19 protein-coding genes are annotated in these 21,417 nt (G+C 65.5%); 1 reads left to right on the forward strand and 18 read right to left on the reverse strand.

Features of this window, described 5'->3' with window-relative positions; all coding sequences use genetic code 11:
• Positions 1 to 7: 7 nt before the first annotated feature.
• Genes DNX69_RS15395 through DNX69_RS15410 form a run of 4 tightly spaced genes read right to left on the reverse strand, consistent with a single transcriptional unit; the run spans position 8 to position 4,241 of the window.
• Complete coding sequence (locus DNX69_RS15395) at positions 8 to 1,288, reverse strand: ABC transporter substrate-binding protein (protein ID WP_110786830.1); 1,281 nt, start codon at positions 1,286 to 1,288, stop codon at positions 8 to 10.
• 28 nt (positions 1,289 to 1,316) lie between these two features.
• Positions 1,317 to 2,153, reverse strand: a complete 837-nt coding sequence (locus DNX69_RS15400; RefSeq protein WP_110786831.1) for a carbohydrate ABC transporter permease — start codon at positions 2,151 to 2,153, stop codon at positions 1,317 to 1,319.
• A complete protein-coding gene (locus DNX69_RS15405) occupies positions 2,150 to 3,094 on the reverse strand; it encodes a carbohydrate ABC transporter permease (RefSeq protein ID WP_110786832.1) in 945 nt (314 codons plus the stop codon). Before DNX69_RS15405 ends, DNX69_RS15400 begins: the two co-directional genes overlap by 4 nt.
• A complete protein-coding gene (locus DNX69_RS15410) occupies positions 3,087 to 4,241 on the reverse strand; it encodes an ABC transporter ATP-binding protein (protein ID WP_110786833.1) in 1,155 nt (384 codons plus the stop codon). Before DNX69_RS15410 ends, DNX69_RS15405 begins: the two co-directional genes overlap by 8 nt.
• Before the next feature lie 127 nt (positions 4,242 to 4,368).
• Here DNX69_RS15410 and DNX69_RS15415 point away from each other — a divergent pair, with 127 nt between their 5' ends.
• A complete protein-coding gene (locus tag DNX69_RS15415; protein ID WP_110786834.1) occupies positions 4,369 to 5,247 on the forward strand; it encodes a LysR family transcriptional regulator in 879 nt (292 codons plus the stop codon).
• A gap of 16 nt (positions 5,248 to 5,263) precedes the next feature.
• On the opposite strand, the gene DNX69_RS15420 is transcribed toward DNX69_RS15415, so the two are convergent.
• From DNX69_RS15420 to DNX69_RS15485, 14 genes are all read right to left on the reverse strand, one after another.
• Positions 5,264 to 5,962, reverse strand: coding sequence for an ABC transporter ATP-binding protein (locus DNX69_RS15420; RefSeq protein WP_110786835.1), 699 nt, complete (start codon positions 5,960 to 5,962; stop codon positions 5,264 to 5,266).
• Positions 5,959 to 6,735 carry an ABC transporter permease gene (locus tag DNX69_RS15425; RefSeq protein WP_234826983.1) on the reverse strand — a complete coding sequence of 259 codons (777 nt, stop codon included), beginning with the start codon at positions 6,733 to 6,735 and terminating at the stop codon, positions 5,959 to 5,961. The genes DNX69_RS15420 and DNX69_RS15425 overlap by 4 nt, the downstream gene beginning before the upstream one ends.
• A 7-nt stretch (positions 6,736 to 6,742) precedes the next feature.
• Positions 6,743 to 7,735 (reverse strand): ABC transporter substrate-binding protein, encoded by a 993-nt coding sequence (locus tag DNX69_RS15430; RefSeq protein ID WP_110786837.1) that lies wholly within the window; start codon positions 7,733 to 7,735, stop codon positions 6,743 to 6,745.
• Between the two features lie 16 nt (positions 7,736 to 7,751).
• Complete coding sequence (locus DNX69_RS15435) at positions 7,752 to 9,611, reverse strand: [FeFe] hydrogenase, group A (RefSeq protein ID WP_110786838.1); 1,860 nt, start codon at positions 9,609 to 9,611, stop codon at positions 7,752 to 7,754.
• 4 nt (positions 9,612 to 9,615) lie between these two features.
• Entirely contained in the window at positions 9,616 to 11,613 is a 1,998-nt protein-coding gene (locus tag DNX69_RS15440) for an FAD-dependent oxidoreductase (RefSeq protein ID WP_110786839.1), read from the reverse strand.
• A gap of 130 nt (positions 11,614 to 11,743) precedes the next feature.
• A complete protein-coding gene (locus DNX69_RS15445) occupies positions 11,744 to 13,453 on the reverse strand; it encodes a chemotaxis protein (RefSeq protein WP_110786840.1) in 1,710 nt (569 codons plus the stop codon).
• Between the two features lie 7 nt (positions 13,454 to 13,460).
• Positions 13,461 to 14,552: a protein-glutamate methylesterase/protein-glutamine glutaminase gene (locus DNX69_RS15450; RefSeq protein WP_110787646.1), complete on the reverse strand. Its 1,092-nt coding sequence runs from the start codon at positions 14,550 to 14,552 to the stop codon at positions 13,461 to 13,463.
• A gap of 20 nt (positions 14,553 to 14,572) precedes the next feature.
• Positions 14,573 to 15,415 carry a CheR family methyltransferase gene (locus DNX69_RS15455; protein WP_110786841.1) on the reverse strand — a complete coding sequence of 281 codons (843 nt, stop codon included), beginning with the start codon at positions 15,413 to 15,415 and terminating at the stop codon, positions 14,573 to 14,575.
• Between the two features lie 162 nt (positions 15,416 to 15,577).
• Complete coding sequence (locus DNX69_RS15460; protein WP_110786842.1) at positions 15,578 to 17,386, reverse strand: methyl-accepting chemotaxis protein; 1,809 nt, start codon at positions 17,384 to 17,386, stop codon at positions 15,578 to 15,580.
• A 67-nt stretch (positions 17,387 to 17,453) separates the two neighbouring features.
• A complete protein-coding gene (locus DNX69_RS15465) occupies positions 17,454 to 17,942 on the reverse strand; it encodes a chemotaxis protein CheW (protein WP_110786843.1) in 489 nt (162 codons plus the stop codon).
• 60 nt (positions 17,943 to 18,002) lie between these two features.
• Positions 18,003 to 18,473, reverse strand: coding sequence for a chemotaxis protein CheW (locus tag DNX69_RS15470; protein WP_110786844.1), 471 nt, complete (start codon positions 18,471 to 18,473; stop codon positions 18,003 to 18,005).
• On the reverse strand, positions 18,473 to 20,527 hold the full coding sequence (locus tag DNX69_RS15475; protein ID WP_110786845.1) for a chemotaxis protein CheA: 2,055 nt from the start codon (positions 20,525 to 20,527) through the stop codon (positions 18,473 to 18,475). Before DNX69_RS15475 ends, DNX69_RS15470 begins: the two co-directional genes overlap by 1 nt.
• Positions 20,524 to 20,889, reverse strand: coding sequence for a response regulator (locus DNX69_RS15480; protein WP_110786846.1), 366 nt, complete (start codon positions 20,887 to 20,889; stop codon positions 20,524 to 20,526). Before DNX69_RS15480 ends, DNX69_RS15475 begins: the two co-directional genes overlap by 4 nt.
• Positions 20,874 to 21,212, reverse strand: a complete 339-nt coding sequence (locus tag DNX69_RS15485) for an STAS domain-containing protein (RefSeq protein WP_110786847.1) — start codon at positions 21,210 to 21,212, stop codon at positions 20,874 to 20,876. Before DNX69_RS15485 ends, DNX69_RS15480 begins: the two co-directional genes overlap by 16 nt.
• Between the last annotated feature and the right edge of the window lie 205 nt (positions 21,213 to 21,417).

Consider the following 21,417-nt stretch of genomic DNA (forward strand, 5'->3'; position numbering starts at 1 on the left):
TCGTGCGTTACTTGGCGGCGCCGACGGTCTTCGGCAGCAGGGCCTGGACGTCCTTGGTCATGTCGGCGAGCACCGCGTCCGGCTCCTTGGCACGCGCGCCGGAGACGATCGAGTTGAGGTGGTCCTTGATCACGTCGGTGATCTTCAGGCCGTTGTCGCCGGGGAACGCATACCACTTGGTTAGCAGGCCGAGCTGGCTGACGGCGGTGTAGTTGTTCGGGTTCTTCTGGTAGAAGTCCTTCAGATAGACGTCGTTGGCGACCTTGTTGGGCGGCATGTAGCCGGTGGTCTCCGCCATGATCGCCGCGCCCTTCGGGCCGGTCCAGAACTTCACCACTTCCCAGGCGGCGTCGCGCTTGGCCTTGTCCTTGGCGGTGATCAGCACGACGTTGCCGCCGGCCGGAAGCCGGCCGTTCGGCTTGACGACGTCCGGGAACGCGATGGTCTTGAGCGCAAACTTGCCGCCGATCATGTCGGTGGTCTTCTTCAGGTCGGAGGTCGAGGTGATGTGGATCCCGGTCTTGCCGGCCGCGAAGGTGGCGCGCATCGACGGCTGATCGAGATTCGGCATGCCGCCCTCGGTGACCAGGCGGGCGATGGTGCGCATCGCGAACTGGCCTTCGGCGCCGTCGAACGCCACCTTGGTCTCGTCGGCATTGAGCATGGTGCCGCCGCGCGCGAACACCGGCGCCTGCCACAGCCAGTTGCCGGTGATGTCCCAGGCGTAGGTGATGCCGTTGGTGTCGGATCCGAGCGCCTTGACCTTCTTGGCCAGATCCAACAGGCCGTCCCAGGTGGTCGGCAGGTTGTTCACATCGCCGCCGGCCGTTTTCACCAGGTCGAGATTGACGTAGACGATCGGCAGCGAGATCGCGAACGGCAGCGCATAGACTTTGCCGCTGGCGGTGCCGATATCGTACATTGCCTGGTGGAAGCCCTGCTTGTCGAAGTCCTTCTCGGCCGCGATGTAGCCGTCGAGCGGCGCCGGGATGTTCTTGTCGACCAGCACGCGGATGCGGTTCAGGCCCTGGAAGGTGACGTCGGGCAGCTGATTGGTCACCGCCTCGCGCAGCACCTTCTGGGTGGCTTCTTCGTACGACTCGTAAGGCGCACGGAAGCTGACCTTGATCTCCGGATGCACCTTGGCGAATTCTTCGGCGATCCGCTTGTGGGTCTCGGTGAACAGCTCCGGATACGGGAACTGCAGCACCACTTCGGTCTGCTGCTGGGCGTGGGCGATGCCCGCAACCAGCGTCATCGCGGCTGCGGCGATCCATCTCTTCAGCATGTCGATCTCCTGTTTGGGTTAGGCTGACTTACTTGAGGCCGGTCAGAGTGATGCCTTCGATGAAGCGGCGCTGCGCGAGCAGGAAGGCGACGACGAGCGGGGTGATGATCACGATCGCGGCCGCCATCAGCGGGCCGTAGCTGGTGCCCGCTTCGGCATTGCGGAAATGCGCGACCGCGAGCGGCGGCGTGTAATATTGCTGGCTGTTGAGCACGATCAGCGGCCAGAAGTAGTCGTTCCAGTGCGCCACCACCGAGAAGATGCCGAACGCAGTGACGGCGGGGATCGCGGTCGGCAGCATCACCCGCCAGACGATGGCGAACTCCGACATCCCGTCCATCCGCGCGGCGTCGAGCAGATCGTCCGGCACGGTCATGAAGAACTGCCGCATCAGGAAGATGCCGAACACCGAGATGGTGAACGGCAGCACCAGCGCCGCGTAGCTGTCGAGTGCACCGAGCTGGTGCAGCAGCAGGAACACCGGAATCGCGGTCGCCTGCGGCGGGATCAGGATGCCGAACAGAACCAGCGCGAACAGTGCCTTGCGCCCGACGAAGCGCAGCTTGGCCAGTGCATAGGCGGCCGGCAGCGCGACCAGCAGCTGGCAGGTGAAGATCGCCACGGTGACGATCACGCCGTTGAGCAGGAAGCGGCCGAGATCGGCCTTGCCGAAGGCGATGCGCAAATTCTCCCACAACGCGAAATGATGCGGGATCAGATGCAGGTCGCTGGAGTAGATCTCGTCCGGCGGCTTCGACGCGGTCGAGATCATCCAGATGAACGGCGTCAGCATCAACACGGCACCGAGCATCAACACGGTGTGGCGGAGACCGGAGCGGATCAGGCTTGGTCGCGCGGCGCTCATGCGTAATGCACCTGCTTGGCGGCGAGCCGCGATTTCACCAAAGTCAGCAGCAGCACCAGGCCGAGGAACACCACGGTCACCGCGGCGGCATAGCCGGAGCGGAAGAACTCGAAGCCTTCCATGTACATGGTGTGGATCAGCACCTCGGTCGATTTCGACGGTCCGCCCTTGGTGAGGACGTGGACGGTGTCGAACACCTGAAACGACCGGATGCCGGTGATCACCACCACGAACAGCGTCACCGGCCCGAGCATCGGCCAGGTCACCAGCCGGAATCGCGACCACGCGCTGGCCGCGCCGTCGATCTCGGCGGCGTCATAGAGATGCTTGGGGATCGACATCAGCCCGGCCAGGAACAGCACCATGTTGAAGCCGACCGCCTGCCAGATCCCGATCGCGCACAGCGCGTACAGCGCGGTGCCGCGGTCCTGCAGCCACGGATGCGGGGCGAGGCCGACCATCTTGATCAGCCCGTTCACCAGACCGAACTGCGGATGCAGCATGAACTCCCACACGATCGCCATCGCGATCAGGGTCGCCATCACCGGCAGGAAGTAGATGGTGCGATAGAAGCTGCGGAGGCGCGTGCCGCTCTCGATCAGCATCGCGACGCCGAGGCCGAGCGCGACCGAGCCCGGCACCACGATCACCGCGTAGGTCAGCGTATTGGTGAGCGAGACCCAGAACACCCGGTCGGCGAACAGCTGCTGATAATTGGCCAATCCGATCCAGCCGAACGACGGCGCGCCGAGCTGATAGTCGGTGAACGACAGCGCCACCACCCCGGCGAGCGGGCCGATCAGCATCAGCAGCATCAGGGTGAATGCCGGGGCGACCAGGCCGTAGGCGATGGTGCCGCGGCGGCTGGCGTGCGGCCGCACCGCGACGGGCGCATCGGCGAGCTCGTCGAGATCGCGCAGCGTGACGGCGGCGTCAGACATGGGCGACCTCCCGGATCATCTCGACCGATGCTTCAGTGCGGATCGCGATCCGCTTGCCGGCGGCGTCGAACAGCCGGATCGCCTCGGGCGCGAAGCCGAACCGCTGGGTGCTGCCGATGCCCGGAAGCCGCAGCGGGTCGTCGAGCCGGATCACCACCGGATCGCTCAGCCCGTCGCAGCCGAGATGCACGAAGGCTTCGGCGCCCATGTTTTCGACATGCATCACCACGCCGGACAGATCGCCACTGCCGAGGCTGAGCCGCTCCGGGCGGACCGCGACGCGACAGGGACCGGCACTGGCCGTGGCGCGGGCTGCGAGCGTCCGATCGAGCATCACGATGCGGCCATCGCTCTGCACCACGCCGGGCAGCACGTTGATCTTCGGGCTGCCGATGAACTCGGCGACGCGGATATCGCGCGGATTGTCGTAGACGTCGCTCGGTGTGCCGACCTGCACCAGTTCGCCGCCGATCATCACGGCGATCCGGCCGGACATCGTCATAGCCTCGGCCTGATCGTGCGTGACGTAGACGAAAGTCGCTTTGAGCCGGCGATGCAGCTGCGCGATCTCGGCGCGCATATGGACGCGGAGTTTGGCGTCGAGGTTGGACAGCGGCTCGTCGAACAGAAAACCGACCGGCTCACGCACCAGCGCGCGGCCGACCGCGACGCGCTGACGCTGGCCGCCGGAGAGCTGCCCGGGTTTGCGCGACAGCAGCGGCGAGATTTCGAGCTGCGACGCGACGCGCTCGACATCGGCACGGATGCCGCGCTCGACATGGTAACGGTTCGGCAGCAGCCGGCCGATCAACGGTGCCCGCTCCAGCGCCGACAGCCGCTTCATCCGCAGCGGCACCGCGATGTTGTCGAACACCGACAGATGCGGGTACAGCGCGTAGGATTGAAACACCATCGCAAGATTGCGCGCGCTCGGCCGGATGTGATCGACCGCGACGCCGCCGATCTTCACTTCGCCGGAGCTCTGCGGCTCCAAGCCGGCGATCACCCGTAACAGTGTCGACTTGCCGCATCCGCTCGGGCCGACCAGCGACACGAACTCGCCGTCGTGGATCGACAGATCGACGCCCTTGAGCACTTCGGTGTCACCGAACGATTTGCGGATCGCGCTGAGCTCGATCTTCGCCATCACCTGTCCCCTGGCCTCGTTGCGATGCGGCACAGGGTTACGGGCAGCGTCTGACAGTCACATAACGGTCAGCAGCTTGGCTTATGACGCTCACGAGGTTTCCTGGTGATGCGGAGCGGCCGGCCCAATGGCTCTGACTTCGGCGCGGATTCGCGCCGTCAACGCAGTGTTCGATGCCGGCAGTTTTGCAGCTGCGGCGCGGCGGATCGGCGTTTCTCAATCGGCGGTGGCACAATCGGTGCGCGAACTCGAAACCGAGTTCGGCGTCACGCTGTTCGAGCGCCACGGCGCCAACCTGATCCCGACCTCGCTGTGCCGCCAGCTCTACGGCACCACCAGCCGGATGCAGGCGATCGAAACCGACGCGCTGTCGATCCTGTCACAGCGAGAAGAACTGGCCGGCGGCGAACTCCGCGTCGGGCTCGGCAACTCGATGCCCGGCATGGCGCTGATCGCGACCTTCAAGCAGATGTACCCTAAGGTGCAGGTGGCGATCGAAATCGGAAGCTGGTCGGCGATCGTCGCCGCCGTGGTCGATCAGCGCGTCGACATCGGCGTACTGCCGGACGTGCCGGCCGACCGGCGCTTCCGCCGCGAGATCTGCCTTGAACAACGCGTGGTGGCGCTATGCCATCCAAACCATCCGCTGAAGAAGAAACCGCAGCTCTCGATCACCGAGCTGATGCGCTATCCGCTGGTGTTCCGCACCCGCGATTCCTCGACCCAACGGGCGGTCGACCGCGCGTTCCGCGCCGCCGGCCTGCGACCGGTGCCGTCGATCGTGGTCAACACCCGCGAAGGCATGCTGGAGGCGGTCGCCAATCATCTCGGCGTCGGCTTCATGTGGGAGCACGGCTCCAGCCGCGTCGACCGTATCGCCAAGGTGCCGATCGCCGAACTCGACGCCGAATCCCCGGAGTGCATCTTCGCGCTGGCCGGCAAGAAGGGGCGGCTGGTCGAGTTGTTCTTCCTCGCCAACGGCGCCCACTCGCCGCCGCGCGAGTGAGACGGCGGCGGCGGCGTCACCGGCCGGTCAATGCGGACACGAAGGTCCGCACCACGTCACTGGCGGGATGGTGCGCGATCTCGGCCGGTGTACCGGTTTGCTCGATGAGTCCCGCCGACAGGATGGCGAGGCGATCGCATTGCATTGCCTCCGGGCCGTCATGGGTGACGATCAGCATCGTCAGGCTGCTGCGCGCATGGATGTCCCGCACGATCCGCCACAGCTCGGCCCGCACCAGCGCGTCGAGCGCACTGAACGGCTCGTCGCAGAGGAGCAGATCCGGCTCGATCACCAGCGCCCGCGCGAGCGCCACCCGCTGCCGCATCCCGCCGGAGAGCTGGCGCGGATATTTTCGGGCATCGTCGCCGGAGAGGCCGACATTCGCGAGCATCGCCCGTGCGCGGTCGCGGCGCTCACTTCGGCGAAGGCCGAGCGCGATCAGCGGAAACGCCACATTGTCGAGCGCGCTGCGCCACGGCAGCAGCGCAGGGTCCTGAAACACCATGCCGAGTCGCGTGCTGCGGCGCTGCACGACGCCGGCGTCCGGCCTCAATAAACCGGCGGCGAGCGCCATCAAGGTACTCTTGCCGCTTCCGGACGGTCCCATCACGGCGGTGATCGAGCCTGCTTCGACGTCGAAATCGATACCGCGAAGCACCGGTGCGACCTGATAGCCGAACTGCACCCCGCGGAACTGCAGCAGCGGCTCGCTCATCGGCCGCCGCTCCGTTCGTCGTCGCGCCACAGCCACAGCCGGTGCTGCAGCCGCTGCAGCACGCCGGCATCGACCACGATCAGCACGCCGACCACGACCACCACCCAGGCCATGGTCTCGGCGGTGTCGACATGGGCGCGCGCGGTGGCGAGGCCATCGCCGATCCCGCCGGCGCCGGCGAGCAGCTCGGCCATTACCGCCACCTTCCAGGACATCGCCAGCGTGGTCACCAGCGCCGGAAACAGATGGCTCAGCAGTTGCGGCCCATACACTTCGGTCAGCCGCGCCGACAGTGGCACTTGGTACACCCGCGCCATCCGGGCCAACGTGCCGTCGAGACTGCGCACGCCTTCGAGCGCTGCGGCGAACAGCATCGGCCCGATGGCGGCCGCGACCGTCACCACCACCGCCCAGCGCCCGCCGAACCAGAGCAGCGCCATCACCACCCAGGCGATCGCCGGCACCCCGAGCAGAATGATCGCAACCGGCTGCAGCGCGCGCTGCGCCTCTTCGCGCAGGCCGGCGAGCATCCCGGCACAGCAGCCGATCAGCACGCCGATCAGCCAGCCAAGCCCGGCATTGCCGGCGGTCTCGGCGAGCGCCGGCCCGACCTGGCCGGCACGGATCATCCGCCACAGCGTAGCCGCGGTGTCACCGAGGCTGGGCAGCACCAGCGGTCCATAGGCGCGATGGCCAAGCTCCCACAGCGCTAGTAGCAGCGCGATGCCGACGAGGCTCCAGGCCCACGAGATCCGCGCTTTACCTCGCCGCACCGGACGCTCACCCTGCATAGAACGCCGGATCGGGAAGCCGGCCGCCGACGATGCCCGGGTCCAGCTCCATCAGATTCTTGAAGTACACTTCGATGTCGTCCCGCGCCTGCCGGGCCGGAACGACGTCGAGGCGGACATGCGGCAGCGACGCCGCGATCACTTCGGCCGGCAGGCCGAGTGCCGGCGCGGCAAGATCTGCGGCCTCGCGCGGATGCACCGAAATCCAGTTACTTGCTTCGACGCAGGCGGCCTGCACGGCGGCGACGATCTCCGGCCGAGAGTTGAGCAACTCGGCACTGACTGCGAGTCCGACTTGCGGAATCCGCGGCCCGCGACCGGTGTGGCGGCCATAGAGTTCGGCGATATCCAGCACCCGATACACCGGCCTGCCGTCCTGCCTGGCGCGGAGCAGCGCGGTGGAGGCCGCCGGCTCGTGCAGCACAGCGACGTCGCTGCGGCCGGCGAGAAACAGCGGCACCGCCTCGCCCGGCGAGCCGACATATTCGCAGCGGACATCGCGGTCCGGATCAAGCCCGGCCCAGCGCAGCACTAGCCGAAACAACAGATCGGGCGCCTCGTTCTTGTTCGACAACAGAATGCTGCGACCGGCGAGATCCGCCACCGACTTGATCGCCGGATCCCGCGCCATCACGTACAGCACGCCCCAGGTGACGACGTTCAGCATGCGCGTTCCGGCGCCGCGGTTGAAGAAATTGGCGGCCGCGTAGGTCGAGGTCGCGAACAGCCGGAACTGTCCCGACGCAATCCCGGCGCGCATCTGATCGGTGCTCTTCCAGAGCTGGAAACGCGCTCCGGGCGCGACCTGCTGCAGCCGCTCCGACGCCACCGCACGAACGAACAGCGCCGACGGCGTCGCCGGAATTCCCCACAGTGTCAGCGGCTCGGCGGCGAGCGTCCGCGTCAGCCCCAGCGCCGGCAGCGCCGCAAGGCCGCGCACCACGTCGCGCCGAGTGGGGACCAGATGCTGTGGCGGCGACATCCTGAAGCACTCCGCGTCAGTACAGGATCGTGCTCATGGTGAGATCGTCCCAGATCTCCTTGACGGTGTGCTGCAGCTCGCGCTTGCGCGAGGCATAGTGGGTGTGCAGCAGCTGATGCGCGATCTCGGAATTCGGCGCCTGCAGCAGTTCGCGGTACAGCGCCTGCACCTGGGGATTGTTGTGCGATTGCCGGACCTTCGCAGCCCGGTCGACATTGTAAATGGTCTCGCGGCGCTTCAGCGCCAGCGGCAGATACGCTTTCTTCGAGCGCAGCGATCCGCCGCCGTCGACGCAGCCGCCCGGGCAGGCCATCACCTCGATGAAATCGTAGTTCGCCTCGCCGCTCAGCACCGATTCCACCAGCCGGCGGGTATCGCCGAGACCGTGCACCATCGCGACCTTGACCTCGCCGACCGGGCCGCCAAGATCAACCCGCGCCTCGCGCAACCCTTCGAAGCCGCGGAGCTGCGTCAGCTCGATTCGCTCCAATTCGCGGCCGTTGACCAGCGCGTAGATGGTGCGGATCGCCGCCTCCATCACGCCGCCGGTGGTGCCGAAGATCGCGCCGGCGCCCGAATAGGCGCTCAGGAACGGGCGATCGAACTGCGACGACGGCAGATCCTTCAGGTCGATGCCCTCGCGCCGCAACAGCCGGGCGAATTCGCGCGTGGTCAGCACCAGGTCGGTTTCCGGGTGCCCGTCATGGACCATTTGCGGACGCACCGCCTCGTCCTTCTTGGCGATGCACGGCATGATCGAAATCACCCGGATGCGCTCGGCCGGCACGCTGAGCTGTTCGGGCAGGTAGCTCTTGGCGATTGTCGACAGCACCTGCTGCGGCGACTTGGTCGAGGACAACAGCGACAGCACCTCCGGATAGTGGATCTCGGCGAAATTGATCCAGGCCGGGCAGCACGAGGTGAAGGTCGGCCGCCGCCCCTGCTTCAGCCGCGCCAAGAGCTCCGCGCCCTCCTCCATGATCACCACGTCGGCGGCGAAGTTGGTATCGAGCACCACATCGACGCCGAGCTTGCGGCAGGCGGCGATGATCTGGCCTTCGACATTGGTGCCCGCCGGCAACCCGAATTCTTCGCCGAATGCCACCCGCACCGCGGGGGCGAACTGCACCACGGTGACGACGTTCGGATCGCAGATGTAGTCGAGCGCGCGGTCGGTCTCGTCGCGCTCGCCGAGCGCACCGGTCGGACACACCAGCACGCATTGACCGCAGGAGACGCAGACCGAGTTCGGATAGCCGTCGGCGTCGCGCAGCGCCACCATCCGCTCCAGACCGCTGCCTTCGATCGCCAGCGCGTCGATCTTCTGGTGATAGCGGCAGATCGCGACGCAGCGCTGGCAGCGGACGCAGCGCCGCATGTCGCGCACCATCGACGGCGAACTCTGATCGACCGGGCGCGCCTCGGTCCGCTCGCGATCGAAGAACCGGTTCTGCTGCAGCCCGACGAACTGCGCCAGATCCTGCAGCTCGCAACTGCCGTGGCGGATGCAGGTGGCGCAATCCTGCAGATGGTCGGCCATCAGCAATTCGACCTGCAGACGCTGCATGTCGCGCGCCTTCTTGGAGCGGGTCTGCACCTCCATGCCGTCGCGCACCGGCGTATTGCAGGCGGTGACGATCTGCGGCGTGTCCTTGCCGGCCTGCAGGATCTCGACCAGGCACACCCGGCAGGCGCCGGGGGTGTGATCGATGTCTTCCAGTTCGCACAGCGTCGGGATGTAGACGTCGTAGCGCCGTGCGCAGGACAGGATGGTCTCGTTGGCGAAGCCGGTGCAGGCGACGCCGTTGATCGACAGCGAGATCGTCGCCTCGGCGGGATCGCGGGCGGAATGGCCGGCCTGGTCGGGGGTGCACATCGCTTCAAGCCGCTCCTTCCGGGATCGGATGCTTGGTGACGACGGAGTAGACCCGGTAGCAGCGCATGCAGCGCTGGGTCTCCGCATAAGCGGCCCGCGCGTCGATGGTCTGCTCGACCTCGCCGAACATGTGCTTGCGCAGCTCGGGATCGATTTCGGGATTGTGCACCCGATACGCATTGCGCACCGGGGCTTCGACGATCTCGTTGGCCAGCATGCGGTTGTCGGCGATCAGCTTGCGCATCCGCGACCGCTTGAAGAACCGTACCGAACCGCGCTGGATCCAGTCGTCGATGTTGCGCGCCGCCTTCAGCCCGGCGGCCATGGCGTAGACCAGGGTCGATGGGCCGGTGACGCAGTCGCCGCCAGCGAACACGCCGGGGCGCGAGGTCGCCAGCACCCGGTCGGTCGCGACGCAGCGCCAGCGATCGAACGCGATGCCGTCGCTCTCGATCAGCGGACCGTCTTCGACCTGCTGGCCAATCGCCGCGATCAGCACGTCGCAGCGCATCGCGGTTTCGCTGCCCGGAATCGGCCGTACCGAGCTGCGACCACTGGCGTCGGGCTGGCTCGCCTGCATCCTCGTCAGCACCACGCCGGTGACCTTGCCGTGCTCGGTGACGATCTCGGCCGGCGCACTGAGCACGTGAAATTCGACGCCTTCGGCGCGGGCGGCCTCGATCTCGGCCGGATCGGCCGGCATGTCGGCGAGGGTGCGGCGATAGACGACGTGGACCTTGTCGGCGCCGAGCCGGATCGCCGAACGCACGCAGTCCATCGCGACATTGCCACCGCCGACCACCACCACCTCGCCCTGCAAAACCAGCGGGGCGACGCCATCGACGTGGTCGTGAACCTTGAGCAGGAAATCGATGCCGCTGAAGTAACCGTCATGCGAAACGTCTTCGCCATCGACACCGAGCCGTGCCCCCTGCTGACAGCCGAGCCCGAGGAACACCGCGCGATAGCCGCGCGCGAACAGATCGTCGATCGAGAAATCGCGGCCGAGCCGCTGATCGAACAGGAAGCGGCCGCCGAGATCGGCGATGATGTCGGTCTCCAGCGCCAACGTGTCCTTGGGCAGCCGGTAGCTCGGAATCCCGATCTGCGCCATGCCGCCGGCCTGGCTGGCCTTGTCGAAGACATCGACGTGATAGCCGCGCAGCAGCAGGTGATAGGCGCAGGAGATGCCGGCGGGGCCGGCGCCGATCACCGCCACCCGCATGCCGTCGGCGAGCGGCTTGCGGATCATGTCGCGGGTAAATTTCAGCGCGTGCGGACCGCTCTGCTGGTCGGCGACGTAGCGTTTCAGCGCCTTGATGCCGACCGCCTCGTCGACGAATTTGCGCCGGCACGCCTGCTCGCAATAGCGCACGCAGACCCGGCCGCAGGTCGCGGCCATCGGGTATTTCTGCAGCAGCACGCCGAGCGAGCTCTCGGGTTTGCCGTCGCGGATGTAGTCGATATAGCGCGGCACGTTGACTTTGGACGGGCAGGCTTCGATGCACGGCGCCGTCACATAGGCCATGCCGTGCTGAGCCGGGATCGGCCGGTGCGAAGCCAGCTCCTGGTCGATCCGCTCGCGAAACTCCCGCAGCACCGCGAGCAGCGCGACCGCACAGGTTTGCCCCAACCCGCACAGCGAGGTTTGCCGGATCTGCTCGCCCAGCACCACGATGTCGTCGAGCGTGATCGCGGCATCCAGCCCGCGGCGCATCTGATCGAGCGCATCCCGCACCAGCACGGTACCGATCCGGCAGGGCGTGCAGGCCCCGCAGGACTGCTCGGCAGCGGTCTTTAGGTAGTGATAAAGTGCATCGACCAGCGACACCGTGGGGTCGAACACGAAGAACCCGCGATCGGCGATGAAAGCGCGGATCGCATTGCCTTCGTCGAATTCATCGAAATTCGCCAGCGCATAGCCCGCCGCCCGCGCCTCGTCTGCGCCGGTTCGTGCGTCATAGGCCACACCGTCCCAGACCCCGTACACTACCTGCGTCATCTCGACCCCGCCCCAGGGTACTGCCCGCATCGATCAGCCGATCAAAGCCGATTTGCGCCGAAGCCGTGATGACACAGATCAGAAATAACCGGCCGTCCGGGACGCAGTGGCGACGGAGGGTCCGCAGAAGCTAAAACAGCTCGAAGTCACAATCACTTGCGGCAGGCGCTGGCTGCTTGGTGGTGAGTCCGAATGGCGTCAGGAACTGGCGATGGACGTCGCGCTCGCGCTCCATCGTGTAGCGGGCGTAGAGTTCATCGAGCAGGGCCTCATCCTGATGGCCGAACCCGACCCCGCTCAGATCGCCCGCCGCTTTTTCGAGGCACCTTGCTACCGCCGGCAGCGCCGAGGCGCTGGATCCGAGCGACGTCATCTGCTCGCGGGCGCCATTCATCACCGCATCGAACTTGGCGCCTTCGTCGATCAGCCGGCCGATCAGTCCGCCGAGCCGGTCATTGCCGGCCTCGACGTCGTGCAGCGTATGGAGAATGGCCGTCTCCATGCTCGTCAGATTGGTCTGATCGCTGTTGGCGCGTGACTTTCGCAGATCGTCGCCGACCTTACCGATCTCCTCCAGGAGCGGCCTCAGCCGGATCGCCGCGCCGGTCATCTGGTCGGCGGTCAGCTTCATCTCGTGAGCGATCACCACGAAGGCCCGCCCCTTGACGCCGAGATGGCCGGCGCGAAGACCGGCATTCATGCCGATCAGCGAGATGTCGACCACCGAGTCGGACAGATTGGCGATCGCGTCGCGAAACTTCTCCAGCGTGTCTTCGACCACGCTCAACGCTTCGTCGATCGAGCGTCCGCCGTCATCGCACATCGCGATCAGGTTCGACGCCTGGGCGAGGGTCTGTCGCACCCGCGACAGGAACGAAGCGGATCCGCCCTCGCGGCCGCCATGTAAAGAGCGACCCTTTTCGACCAGCGTCGCGACCTCGGCGAGAATCGTCGACAGCGCTCGGACGATCTCACCGATGCCGGCGTCGAATTCCTGCTGGGCGTCCTGCAACTGTGCCGCTTCGAGATTGACCAACAGCCGGGGCAGGGGCTGCACTTCCGTCATGTCGGGCACCAGCGTCGGCTCCGGATCGGCCGCGCGCCGCAGACCTTCGCAAACATGCTCCAGGCGCTGACGGGTGCTGTCGCCGGCCTGCAGCGACACGATCGACCGTCCGACCACCTCGCTGATGGTCCGAGCACTACTCCCCGCCAGCTCTGCAACGCCGATGCTGTCGTTACGTTGCCGGCCGAGATCGGCGAATGCGGCCATCAGTTCGCCGCCGGAGGCGCCGAGCTGTGGCCGATAGCGCCGCTCGAATTCGCTCTGCCGGCCCCAGGTGGTTTCCACCGCGGCGGCCAGCAACTGCTGATCCTTGACGCAGGCTTCGATCGACGACTGCACGGTCCTGCCGAGATCGTAAGCCTCCCGGGTGAAGGCGATGAAGCCCTCGCGATCACCTTCGAGCGAGGCCGATTCGATCCTGGCGCTGCGGGCGATGGTGGTGATCATCTCGACGTGCTTGAGCAGCTGCTTCAGCAACGTCCCGGCCTCGGCGACGCTGCCGCGCAACTGATCGAGCAGCGCACTTTCGGCCGGCAGCGTGTCGGCAAGGCTTTTCAACCGGCCGGCGATGTCGCGCAGCGCACCGGATGCCCCCTCGATCTGCGCGGACGATAGCTCGCGAGCAAGATCGGTCAGCGCCTCGTTGAGACCCTGGAAGATGGTGTGGCCTTCGCCGAGCTGGCCGCCGACCTGGGCAAAGGCGGTCTCGATCCGGGACGCGACCAGTTCAATCGACGCAACGGCGTCGGCAATCGGATGTTTCAATGAGGACACGATGCGATCAATCCGCTGAGGCCGGTTGCTTCGCTTGTTGCCAAGCCATGATCTCGCGCGGAATCTGGTTCAGCGACACCACCTTCTCGACCGCGCCGCAGGCGATCGCTTCTTTCGGCATGCCGAACACCACACAGCTCTCTTCATCCTGCGCACAGGTGGAGGCACCGAGCTTGCGCATCTCGAGCAGACCGCGCGCGCCGTCGTCGCCCATGCCGGTCATGATGATACCGAGAGCGTTGGCGCCGGCATATTGGGCGGCGGAGCGGAACAGCACGTCGGCCGAGGGGCGATGCCGCGACACCGGCGGCCCGTCTTTGATGGCGATCTGATAGCGCAGGCCGCTGCGCACCAGCAGCATGTGGCGGGCGCCCGGCGCAATGTAGGCCCAGCCCGGCAGCACCGGATCGCCGTCCTCGGCTTCCTTGACGTTGATCCGGCAGCCGGCGTTGAGCCGCTTGGCGAAGGCGGCGGTGAAGCCCTGCGGCATGTGCTGGACGATCAGGATGCCCGGACAGTTCGGCGGCAGCACCTCCAGCACGTCGTAGAGGGCTTCGGTGCCGCCGGTCGAGACGCCGATACACACGATCCGCTCGGTGGTCGGACGCGACCGTCCGGCGACCGGCGGCGGAATGATGGCGTCCGCTGTCAGCTTTTGCTCGATCACCTTGCGCGCCGCGCGGGGACGGACCCGGGCGCGCGACGCGGACTTAATCGCTTCGCGCAGCCGGCCGGAGCTCTCCATCAGCGCCTGTCGGGTATCGACTCGCGGCTTGGGCACGATATCGACGGCGCCGGCCTCGAGCGCCTCGAACATCAAGTCCGAGCCCTCGGCCGTCAGCGACGAGCAGATCACCACCGGGATCGGATGTTGCGCCATGATCTTGCGCAGGAATGTGATGCCGTCCATCCGCGGCATCTCGATGTCGAGCAGGATGACATCGGGCAATTCGTTCTGCAGCCGCTTCGCTGCGACGAAGGGGTCCGACGCGGTTCCGATCACCTCGATCTCGGGATCTTCGCCGAGGATACTACCAAGGACCTGTCGCACCGAGGCGGAGTCGTCGACGATGAGAACCCTGACCTTCTGCTTCGCCATCTGGTGCGCTCCAATCATCCCTATAGTCTAAAGACGGTTGGTTGAACCTGCCTTAACTTCGGCAGGGCGCTGTGGATCATCGACTCGGAGTGGCCGACCAGCAGATAGCCGCCCGGCCGCAGATGCGAGCACAACTGCTCGACCACTTTGCGCTGGGTGTCGCGGTCGAAATAGATCAGCACGTTGCGGCAGAAGATGATGTCGACGTCGCGGTCCACCGGATAGGACGAATCCATCAGGTTCATCCGCGTGAAGTTGGTCAGCCGACGCAGTTCCGGAACCACCCGCACCTCTTGCCGAGCGCGGTCACGCGAGGTCAGGAAGTAACGCTCGATAAACGGTGCCGGCACAGGCGCGATCACTTCACGATTGTAAATCGCGGCCGTCGCGACGCGCAGCACGGCGGTCGAAATGTCGGTTCCGAGGATCCGAAACTGAAACCGGCGGCCGGCCTGCACCATGTCGTCCAGTACCATCGCGGTGGTGTAGGCCTCCATGCCGGTCGAACACGCAGAGCTCCAGATCTTCAGATCGTTGGATTTGCGGTCGGGCAGCTTGAGAAGCTCCGGTACCGCGACAGTTCTGAGAAACTCGAAGTGCTGCGGCTCACGAAAAAAGTCGGTCTTGTTGGTGGTGACGACGTCGATGAGATGCGTCAGCTCTTCGTCGAGGACCGCTTTGTCGAACAGGTTGTCGACATATTCGCCGACACCCGAATAGTTCAGCGCTCGCACCCGCTTGTGGAGACGTCCCTCCAGCATCAGACGCTTGGCGGTCGGCATCTTGATGCCGACCTGACCTTCGATCAACTCGGCCAGCGAGCGAAACTGCCTGTCCGACAATTGACGATTAGCTTGGACCATGGGGAATACTCAAACTGCCGGTCCGACGACCGCTCGTCTCGCAACGGACAAACTGCTGCAATCGATCGTGCAACCGCCGATCGGCGCTTTGGGAAGGTGAACGCCCGATCAGGCGTTCACCGCTGTTGGTCTGGCTCGCGGGCGCACGATCCCGCTTACCGCTCAGCGCTGGAAGTCAGCGTCGCGGTCGTCTTCGCCGTCACCGAGCGCGAAGGCGAAACCACCGCCGCCGGCGGCTTTGAGCTGGCGCTGCGGCTTGGCGGCCACAGGCTTCTTGGGGCCGCGATCGACGGCGGCCATGTGGGCGGCCTTGGCGCGGAGCTGAGTCACGGCCTTATCGAGCGGAGCGCCGTGCGACGCAGACGTGCCCTGCTCGATGCGGAAGAACGCGATGGTCGACTGCAACTGCTCGGCCTGCGAGGCGAGCTCCTCCGAGGTCGAGGAGACCTGCTCGGAGGCGCTGGCGTTCTGCTGGCCGACCTTGTCGAGCTGCTGGATCGCCTGGTTGATCTGCGACGATCCGACATCCTGTTCGCGGCAGGCCGACGAGATCTCCTGCACCAGCTCGGAGGTCTTCTTGATGTCCGGCACCAGCCTGGCGAGCATATCGCCGGCTTCCTGCGCGACCCGCACGGTTTCGCCGGAGAGTTCGCCGATCTCGGTCGCGGACGCCTGGCTGCGTTCGGCGAGCTTGCGGACTTCCGAGGCGACCACCGCGAAGCCCTTGCCGTGTTCGCCGGCCCGGGCCGCTTCGACCGCGGCGTTGAGCGCCAGAAGGTCGGTCTGCCGTGCGATCTCCTGCACGATGGTGATCTTCTCGGCGATCGTCTGCATCGCCTGAACGGCGCGGCCCACGGCGGCCCCGCTGGCTTCGGCGTCCTTGGCGGACTGCGCGGCGATCTTTTCGGTCTGGCTGGCGTTCTCGGCGTTCTGCTTGATGTTGGCCGCCATCTCTTCCATCGACGAGGAAGCCTCCTCGGCCGAAGAGGCCTGCTCGGTGGCACCTTGCGAGAGTTGCTCGGCGCTAGCCGACAGTTCCTGGCTGCCGGCCGAGACGTTCTGAGCCGCGGTGAGCGCTTCCGACACGATCTGGCGCAGCTTCTCGACCATCTGCTCGAGCGCGATGCCGAGCGTATCCTTCTCGGACAGCCGTTTGGCCTCGGTGGTGAGATTGCCGCGGGCGATCTCGTTGGCGACATCCGCCGTGGCGTTGAGGTTGGCGGTCATCGCATTCAGCGACTTCACCAGATCGCCGATTTCATCGTTGCTGGAGACGTCGATTTTCTGGCTGAGATCGCCGATCGCCACCGCGTCGGCAAGCCCCACAGCCCGCGACAGGCCGCGGCTGATATTGACCGCGATCCAGGTCGCAGCGATCAGAGCGATGATCAACGAGACGATGACGAGGCTGATCAGCATCAGCTGTGCACGAGCGCCGTCCTCGATCGCCTGTTCCGACCGATCCGACATCGTCTTCCTGACGTAGTTGATATATTCGTTGAGATCGGCCGTTGCTTCGGTGATCTCCTTCCGAACCTCAGTGCTCGACAGTTCGGTCGCCCTCGCCTTGTCGGACTTTGCCAACCGGAGGGCCTGATCCTCGCTGTTGTTGACGCGCAGATACGCCGCGGAGAACTTGTCGAGAATCCGTTTGCCGTTTTCGCTCGCAAGGGCGTGGACCTCGTCTCTTGCTCGCATCAGCTTCGTGCGAATGCTGGCGATCTCCGCAACGTAGCGATCCACCTCGTTCTCGGCAGTCGCCAGGATGGCGTTCTTTTCTGCCCGAATCTGCTGCAGCAGCATTTCGTTCAAGTGGTTGGCTTTATCCATTCGGTCTGCCGCCGCCGTCAGAGCCGTCGTGGTCGCGGTCATCTCGCTCAGCTTGAAATAAGCCACCGCCCCGGCGATGGCGGACAGCAGGATCACGACACCGAAGGCGCCGGCCAGCTTTGCTTTGACAGTCAGTCTCATGTCGAGATTCCTTAGAGGTCGAAGATTTGGGCCAAACTCACGCAACAACTGATCCGGACCGGGCGGCTCAAGCCGCCAGGTCGTTCGATGGGTTCGCGGCAGCGCCGGCCGACACGTCAGTGCTGGCCATCAGGCGCGCCAGATCGAAAATGATGACGAAGCGATCGCCCTTGCGACCGATGCCGGCGATGTAGTCCGACTTCCATTTGCCGCCGACGTCGGGGACCTGTTCGAGCGAGCTTTCTTCGATATCGGTGACTTCGTAGACACAGTCGGCGACGAAGCCGACGCCGACGACGCGGCCCGCAACCGGCACGTCGAGAATGATGATGCGGGTTGCATCGGTGGTCGGCACCGGTGGCAGATCCAGCTTCAGCCGTAGATCGAGGATTGGATAACCGGTGCCGCGCACGTCGATCATGCCGAGCATGAACTCCGGCGCATGCGGCAGCCGCGAGATCGGCCGCATGTCGAGGATTTCACGCACGTTGCGGATCGCCATGCCGAACGTCTCGCCGGCGAGTCCGAGCGTCAGATATTGCGCGGTTTCGGCCATGTCTTCCTCACTTCAGCGTAGGTTGGCGGCAGGCGCCGCCGGATGTCGGACCGAGGGCGCTCAATTCAGAATCCGTTCCATGTTCGGCACGACGACGAATTCGTCGCGCCACTTGGTGATGAAGCGGATGTATTCCGGCTTCCAATGCATGCCGACGCGGGGCGTCTGCTGCGCGTCGGTGCGGGAAATCTCGGTGACCTCGTAGACCCGGTCGGCACTGACGCCGACCAGCACCGGCTCGTTGTCGATGCGAACCTCGATCACCACGATGCGGCTGTCAGCGGTGTGGTTCAGCACCGGCATGCCGAAGCGGATGCGCAAGTCGGCGAACGGAATGACATTGCCACGGACGTTGATCACGCTCGGGACGAACGCTTTGGCGCCGGCGACCTTGGTGGCGGGAATGGGATCGATGATTTCGCGGACCGTTCCGGCGTCGAGCGCGAATTTCTCATCGCCTAGCCCGATCATGACCACCTGCATCGCGTCGGCATCACCGTCGGCTGCACTTTGGACCCTATCGCTGTTCATCAGGCTGCCTCGCTCATCTGCTTTTCCGCCTGCGCCTGGGCGAGCCCGACCAGTTGCACCACGTCGAGGATCAGGGCGGCGGTGCCGTCGCCGAGAATCGTCGCGCCAGAGAAGATCGTGACGTCGGAGTGCAGCTTCGACAGCGACTTGATCACGGTCTGGTGGTTACCGAGGATCTGGTCTGCCACCAGGCCGACGCGGGTCTCTCCCGTCGAGATGATGATCGTCTTCTGGTACTGATCCGGTTCGCCGTCGGCATCGAAGATTTCGCGCAGGCGCAGGAACGGCACGAGATTGCCACGGACGTTGAGGAAGTTGCGGCTGCGCGAACGCTCATCCTCGGCGGTGAGTTCGACGCACTCTTCCACGGCGGACAGCGGGATGATGTAGCGACCGCCGCCCACCCGGATCAGCAGGCCTTCAATAATCGCCAGCGTCAGCGGCAGGCGCAGTGTGACGGTGGTGCTGACGCCGGGGACGGTCGAGAGATCGATCGTCCCGCGCATGTTTTCGATGGTACGCTTGACCACATCCATGCCGACGCCGCGGCCGGACAGCGCCGAGACGGTTTGCGCCGTCGAGAAGCCGGGGTGGAACAGAAATTGATGAATCTCCTGGTCGGTGGCCGAAGCTCCCGGCGTGATCAGGCCCTGCTCTTCGGCCTTGGCGCGGATCCGAGCGGTGTTCAGGCCGCCGCCATTGTCTTTCACGGTCACGAGGACCTGTGCGCCGGCATGCACGGCGGCGAGTTCAATCCGGCCCTGCTCCGGCTTGCCGGCAGCGACCCGCGCGGACGGCGATTCGATGCCATGATCGATCGCGTTGCGGATCAGGTGGACCAGCGGATCGGCCAGGCACTCGATCATCGTCTTGTCGAGTTCAGTGTCCTCACCCGAGGTCATGAACTCCACCGGCTTGCCGAGATCGCGCGACAGATCGTGGACCAGACGGTGGAAGCGGCCGAACAGCGAGCCGATCGGGACCATCCGCGCGCCCATCGTGGTGTCGCGCAGGCTGGAGGCGAGCCGTTCGATCTCTTCTGCGATCAGCTTGATCGAAATGTCGTCGCCGGAGGCGGCGAGTTGGCTGAGGCGTGCCTGTGCGATCACCAGTTCGCCGACCCGGTCCATCAGTTCGTCGAGCCGCTCGGCCTGAACCCGGACAGTGGCGATGCCGCGGTCGTCGGCACGGCGCGGCTCGCCGCTGCGGCGCTCCACGGCCGGTGCCACGGTCGCAGCCGGTTGCGGCGCAGGCACGGCCTCTTCCGCATGCTGCGGCGGCTCCGGAGGCAGAATCGACACCTCGGGCAGTTCGAGCATCGGCACCGGCTGCGGAGCCTCGCCTTCGAACAGCGGCTCCAGAACGAGCTGCATCTCGTCCTGGACGAACATGAAGACGTCGTCGATCGCGGCCTTGTCGCAATCCGAATGCAGCGAGACGTCCCACTTCAAATAGCAATCCTCGGGCACCAGCTCATCGAGGAACGGAATGCCGTCGGTCAGCGGCGTTGCGAAGCAGGAGCCGAGCTTGCTGAGGTCATCGAGCAGATCCAGCGGATTGGATCCGTTGCGCAGGATCTGGGAGTCGAATTCAAAGCGCAGATGCCATCCGACCTGCCGGCGCTCCGACGCTTGCGCTCGTGCCGGCACAGGCGACGACACCGGCGCTTCGACGGCTGCGGTCGGCGAAACGAATCGGCTGAGGTCGGCCAGGATCGCATCGCCGATGATCGCGTCGGTCTCGTCGGGCGTTTCGATCAGAGCGCGGATGTAGTCCTTGGCGGCGAGCGCGACCGACACCAGATCATGGGTCGGCTTGATCTCACCCTTGCGGACGCGCTCGAACGCGGTCTCGAACTCGTGGGTAAAGGTGGCGACCTTGTCGAACCCGAACATCGCGCCCGACCCCTTGATGGTGTGCAGGGCGCGGAACGCGGAATCGACCAGCTCGCGGTCGTCGGGGTTCTGGCCGAGATCGAGCAGCGCCGCTTCCAGCACTTCGAACAGCTCGGCCGCCTCCTGGCGGAAGACTGCTGCCGGATCGATCGTGGTCATGACCGCACCAGTTTGCTCACCACGGAGAGCAGCTGCTCCGGCTTGAACGGCTTGGTGATCCAGCCGGTGGCGCCGCAGCTCTTGGCCTCCTGTTTGACCGCGTCGTTGGACTCGGTGGTCAGAAACACGATCGGCAGGCCGACCAAATTGGGCTGCTTGCGCAGCGCCTTGATCAGCTCGAGCCCGTTCATCACCGGCATATTGAGGTCGGTAATGACGAGATCGACCTTGGTGGCCTGGGCTTTCGACAGGCCCTGGGCGCCGTCGCCGGCCTCGAGCACGCTGTGGCCGGCCGGCTCGAGCGTCACCTTGATCATCTGGCGGATGCTTGGGGAATCGTCGACAGTCAGGATCGTGGCCATTGCGAGCCACCTTTCTTCTGCGGGAAATGCTGGTCGATCATTTCGTCGCCGGCAAAGCCGGCGCGCTCGATGGTGGTGCGCAGGACTTCGGAGAGCTCGGTCAGCACCACCGGGCGCCCTTGGGCCGCTCCGGTCTTGGCGGTCGACAGCAGGAGCTGGATCGAGGTGAGATCGGCCCTGTTCACTCTTGAACAGTCGATCTCCAGCGGGCCTTGGCGACCGAGCGCTTCCTGGATCGTCTCGTGGATGCTTCGGATGGACGAGATACTACAATCGGAAGGGAGCCGAAGCGCGCCTCCCGCTTCGGTGGGTTCTAACGTCATTGCACGCCCCAGCCGCGAGGCGACTCGATCGCCGCCACACGATTACTTTGTCGATACCGCAGAGCGTGACGCGCAATTATTAAAATAGTGTACTACGCCCCGTTGTCGCAGAGCTCTGAGCACCCGACGCATAACTGGAAGCCCTCTATACGGTGAACTACGGGGTAGCTCCAAAATTCATTATTAGATCAAACGATCGCCAAGC

Origin of the sequence: Rhodopseudomonas palustris, assembly GCF_003226555.1 — a bacterium.
Classification (GTDB): domain Bacteria; phylum Pseudomonadota; class Alphaproteobacteria; order Rhizobiales; family Xanthobacteraceae; genus Rhodopseudomonas; species Rhodopseudomonas palustris_I.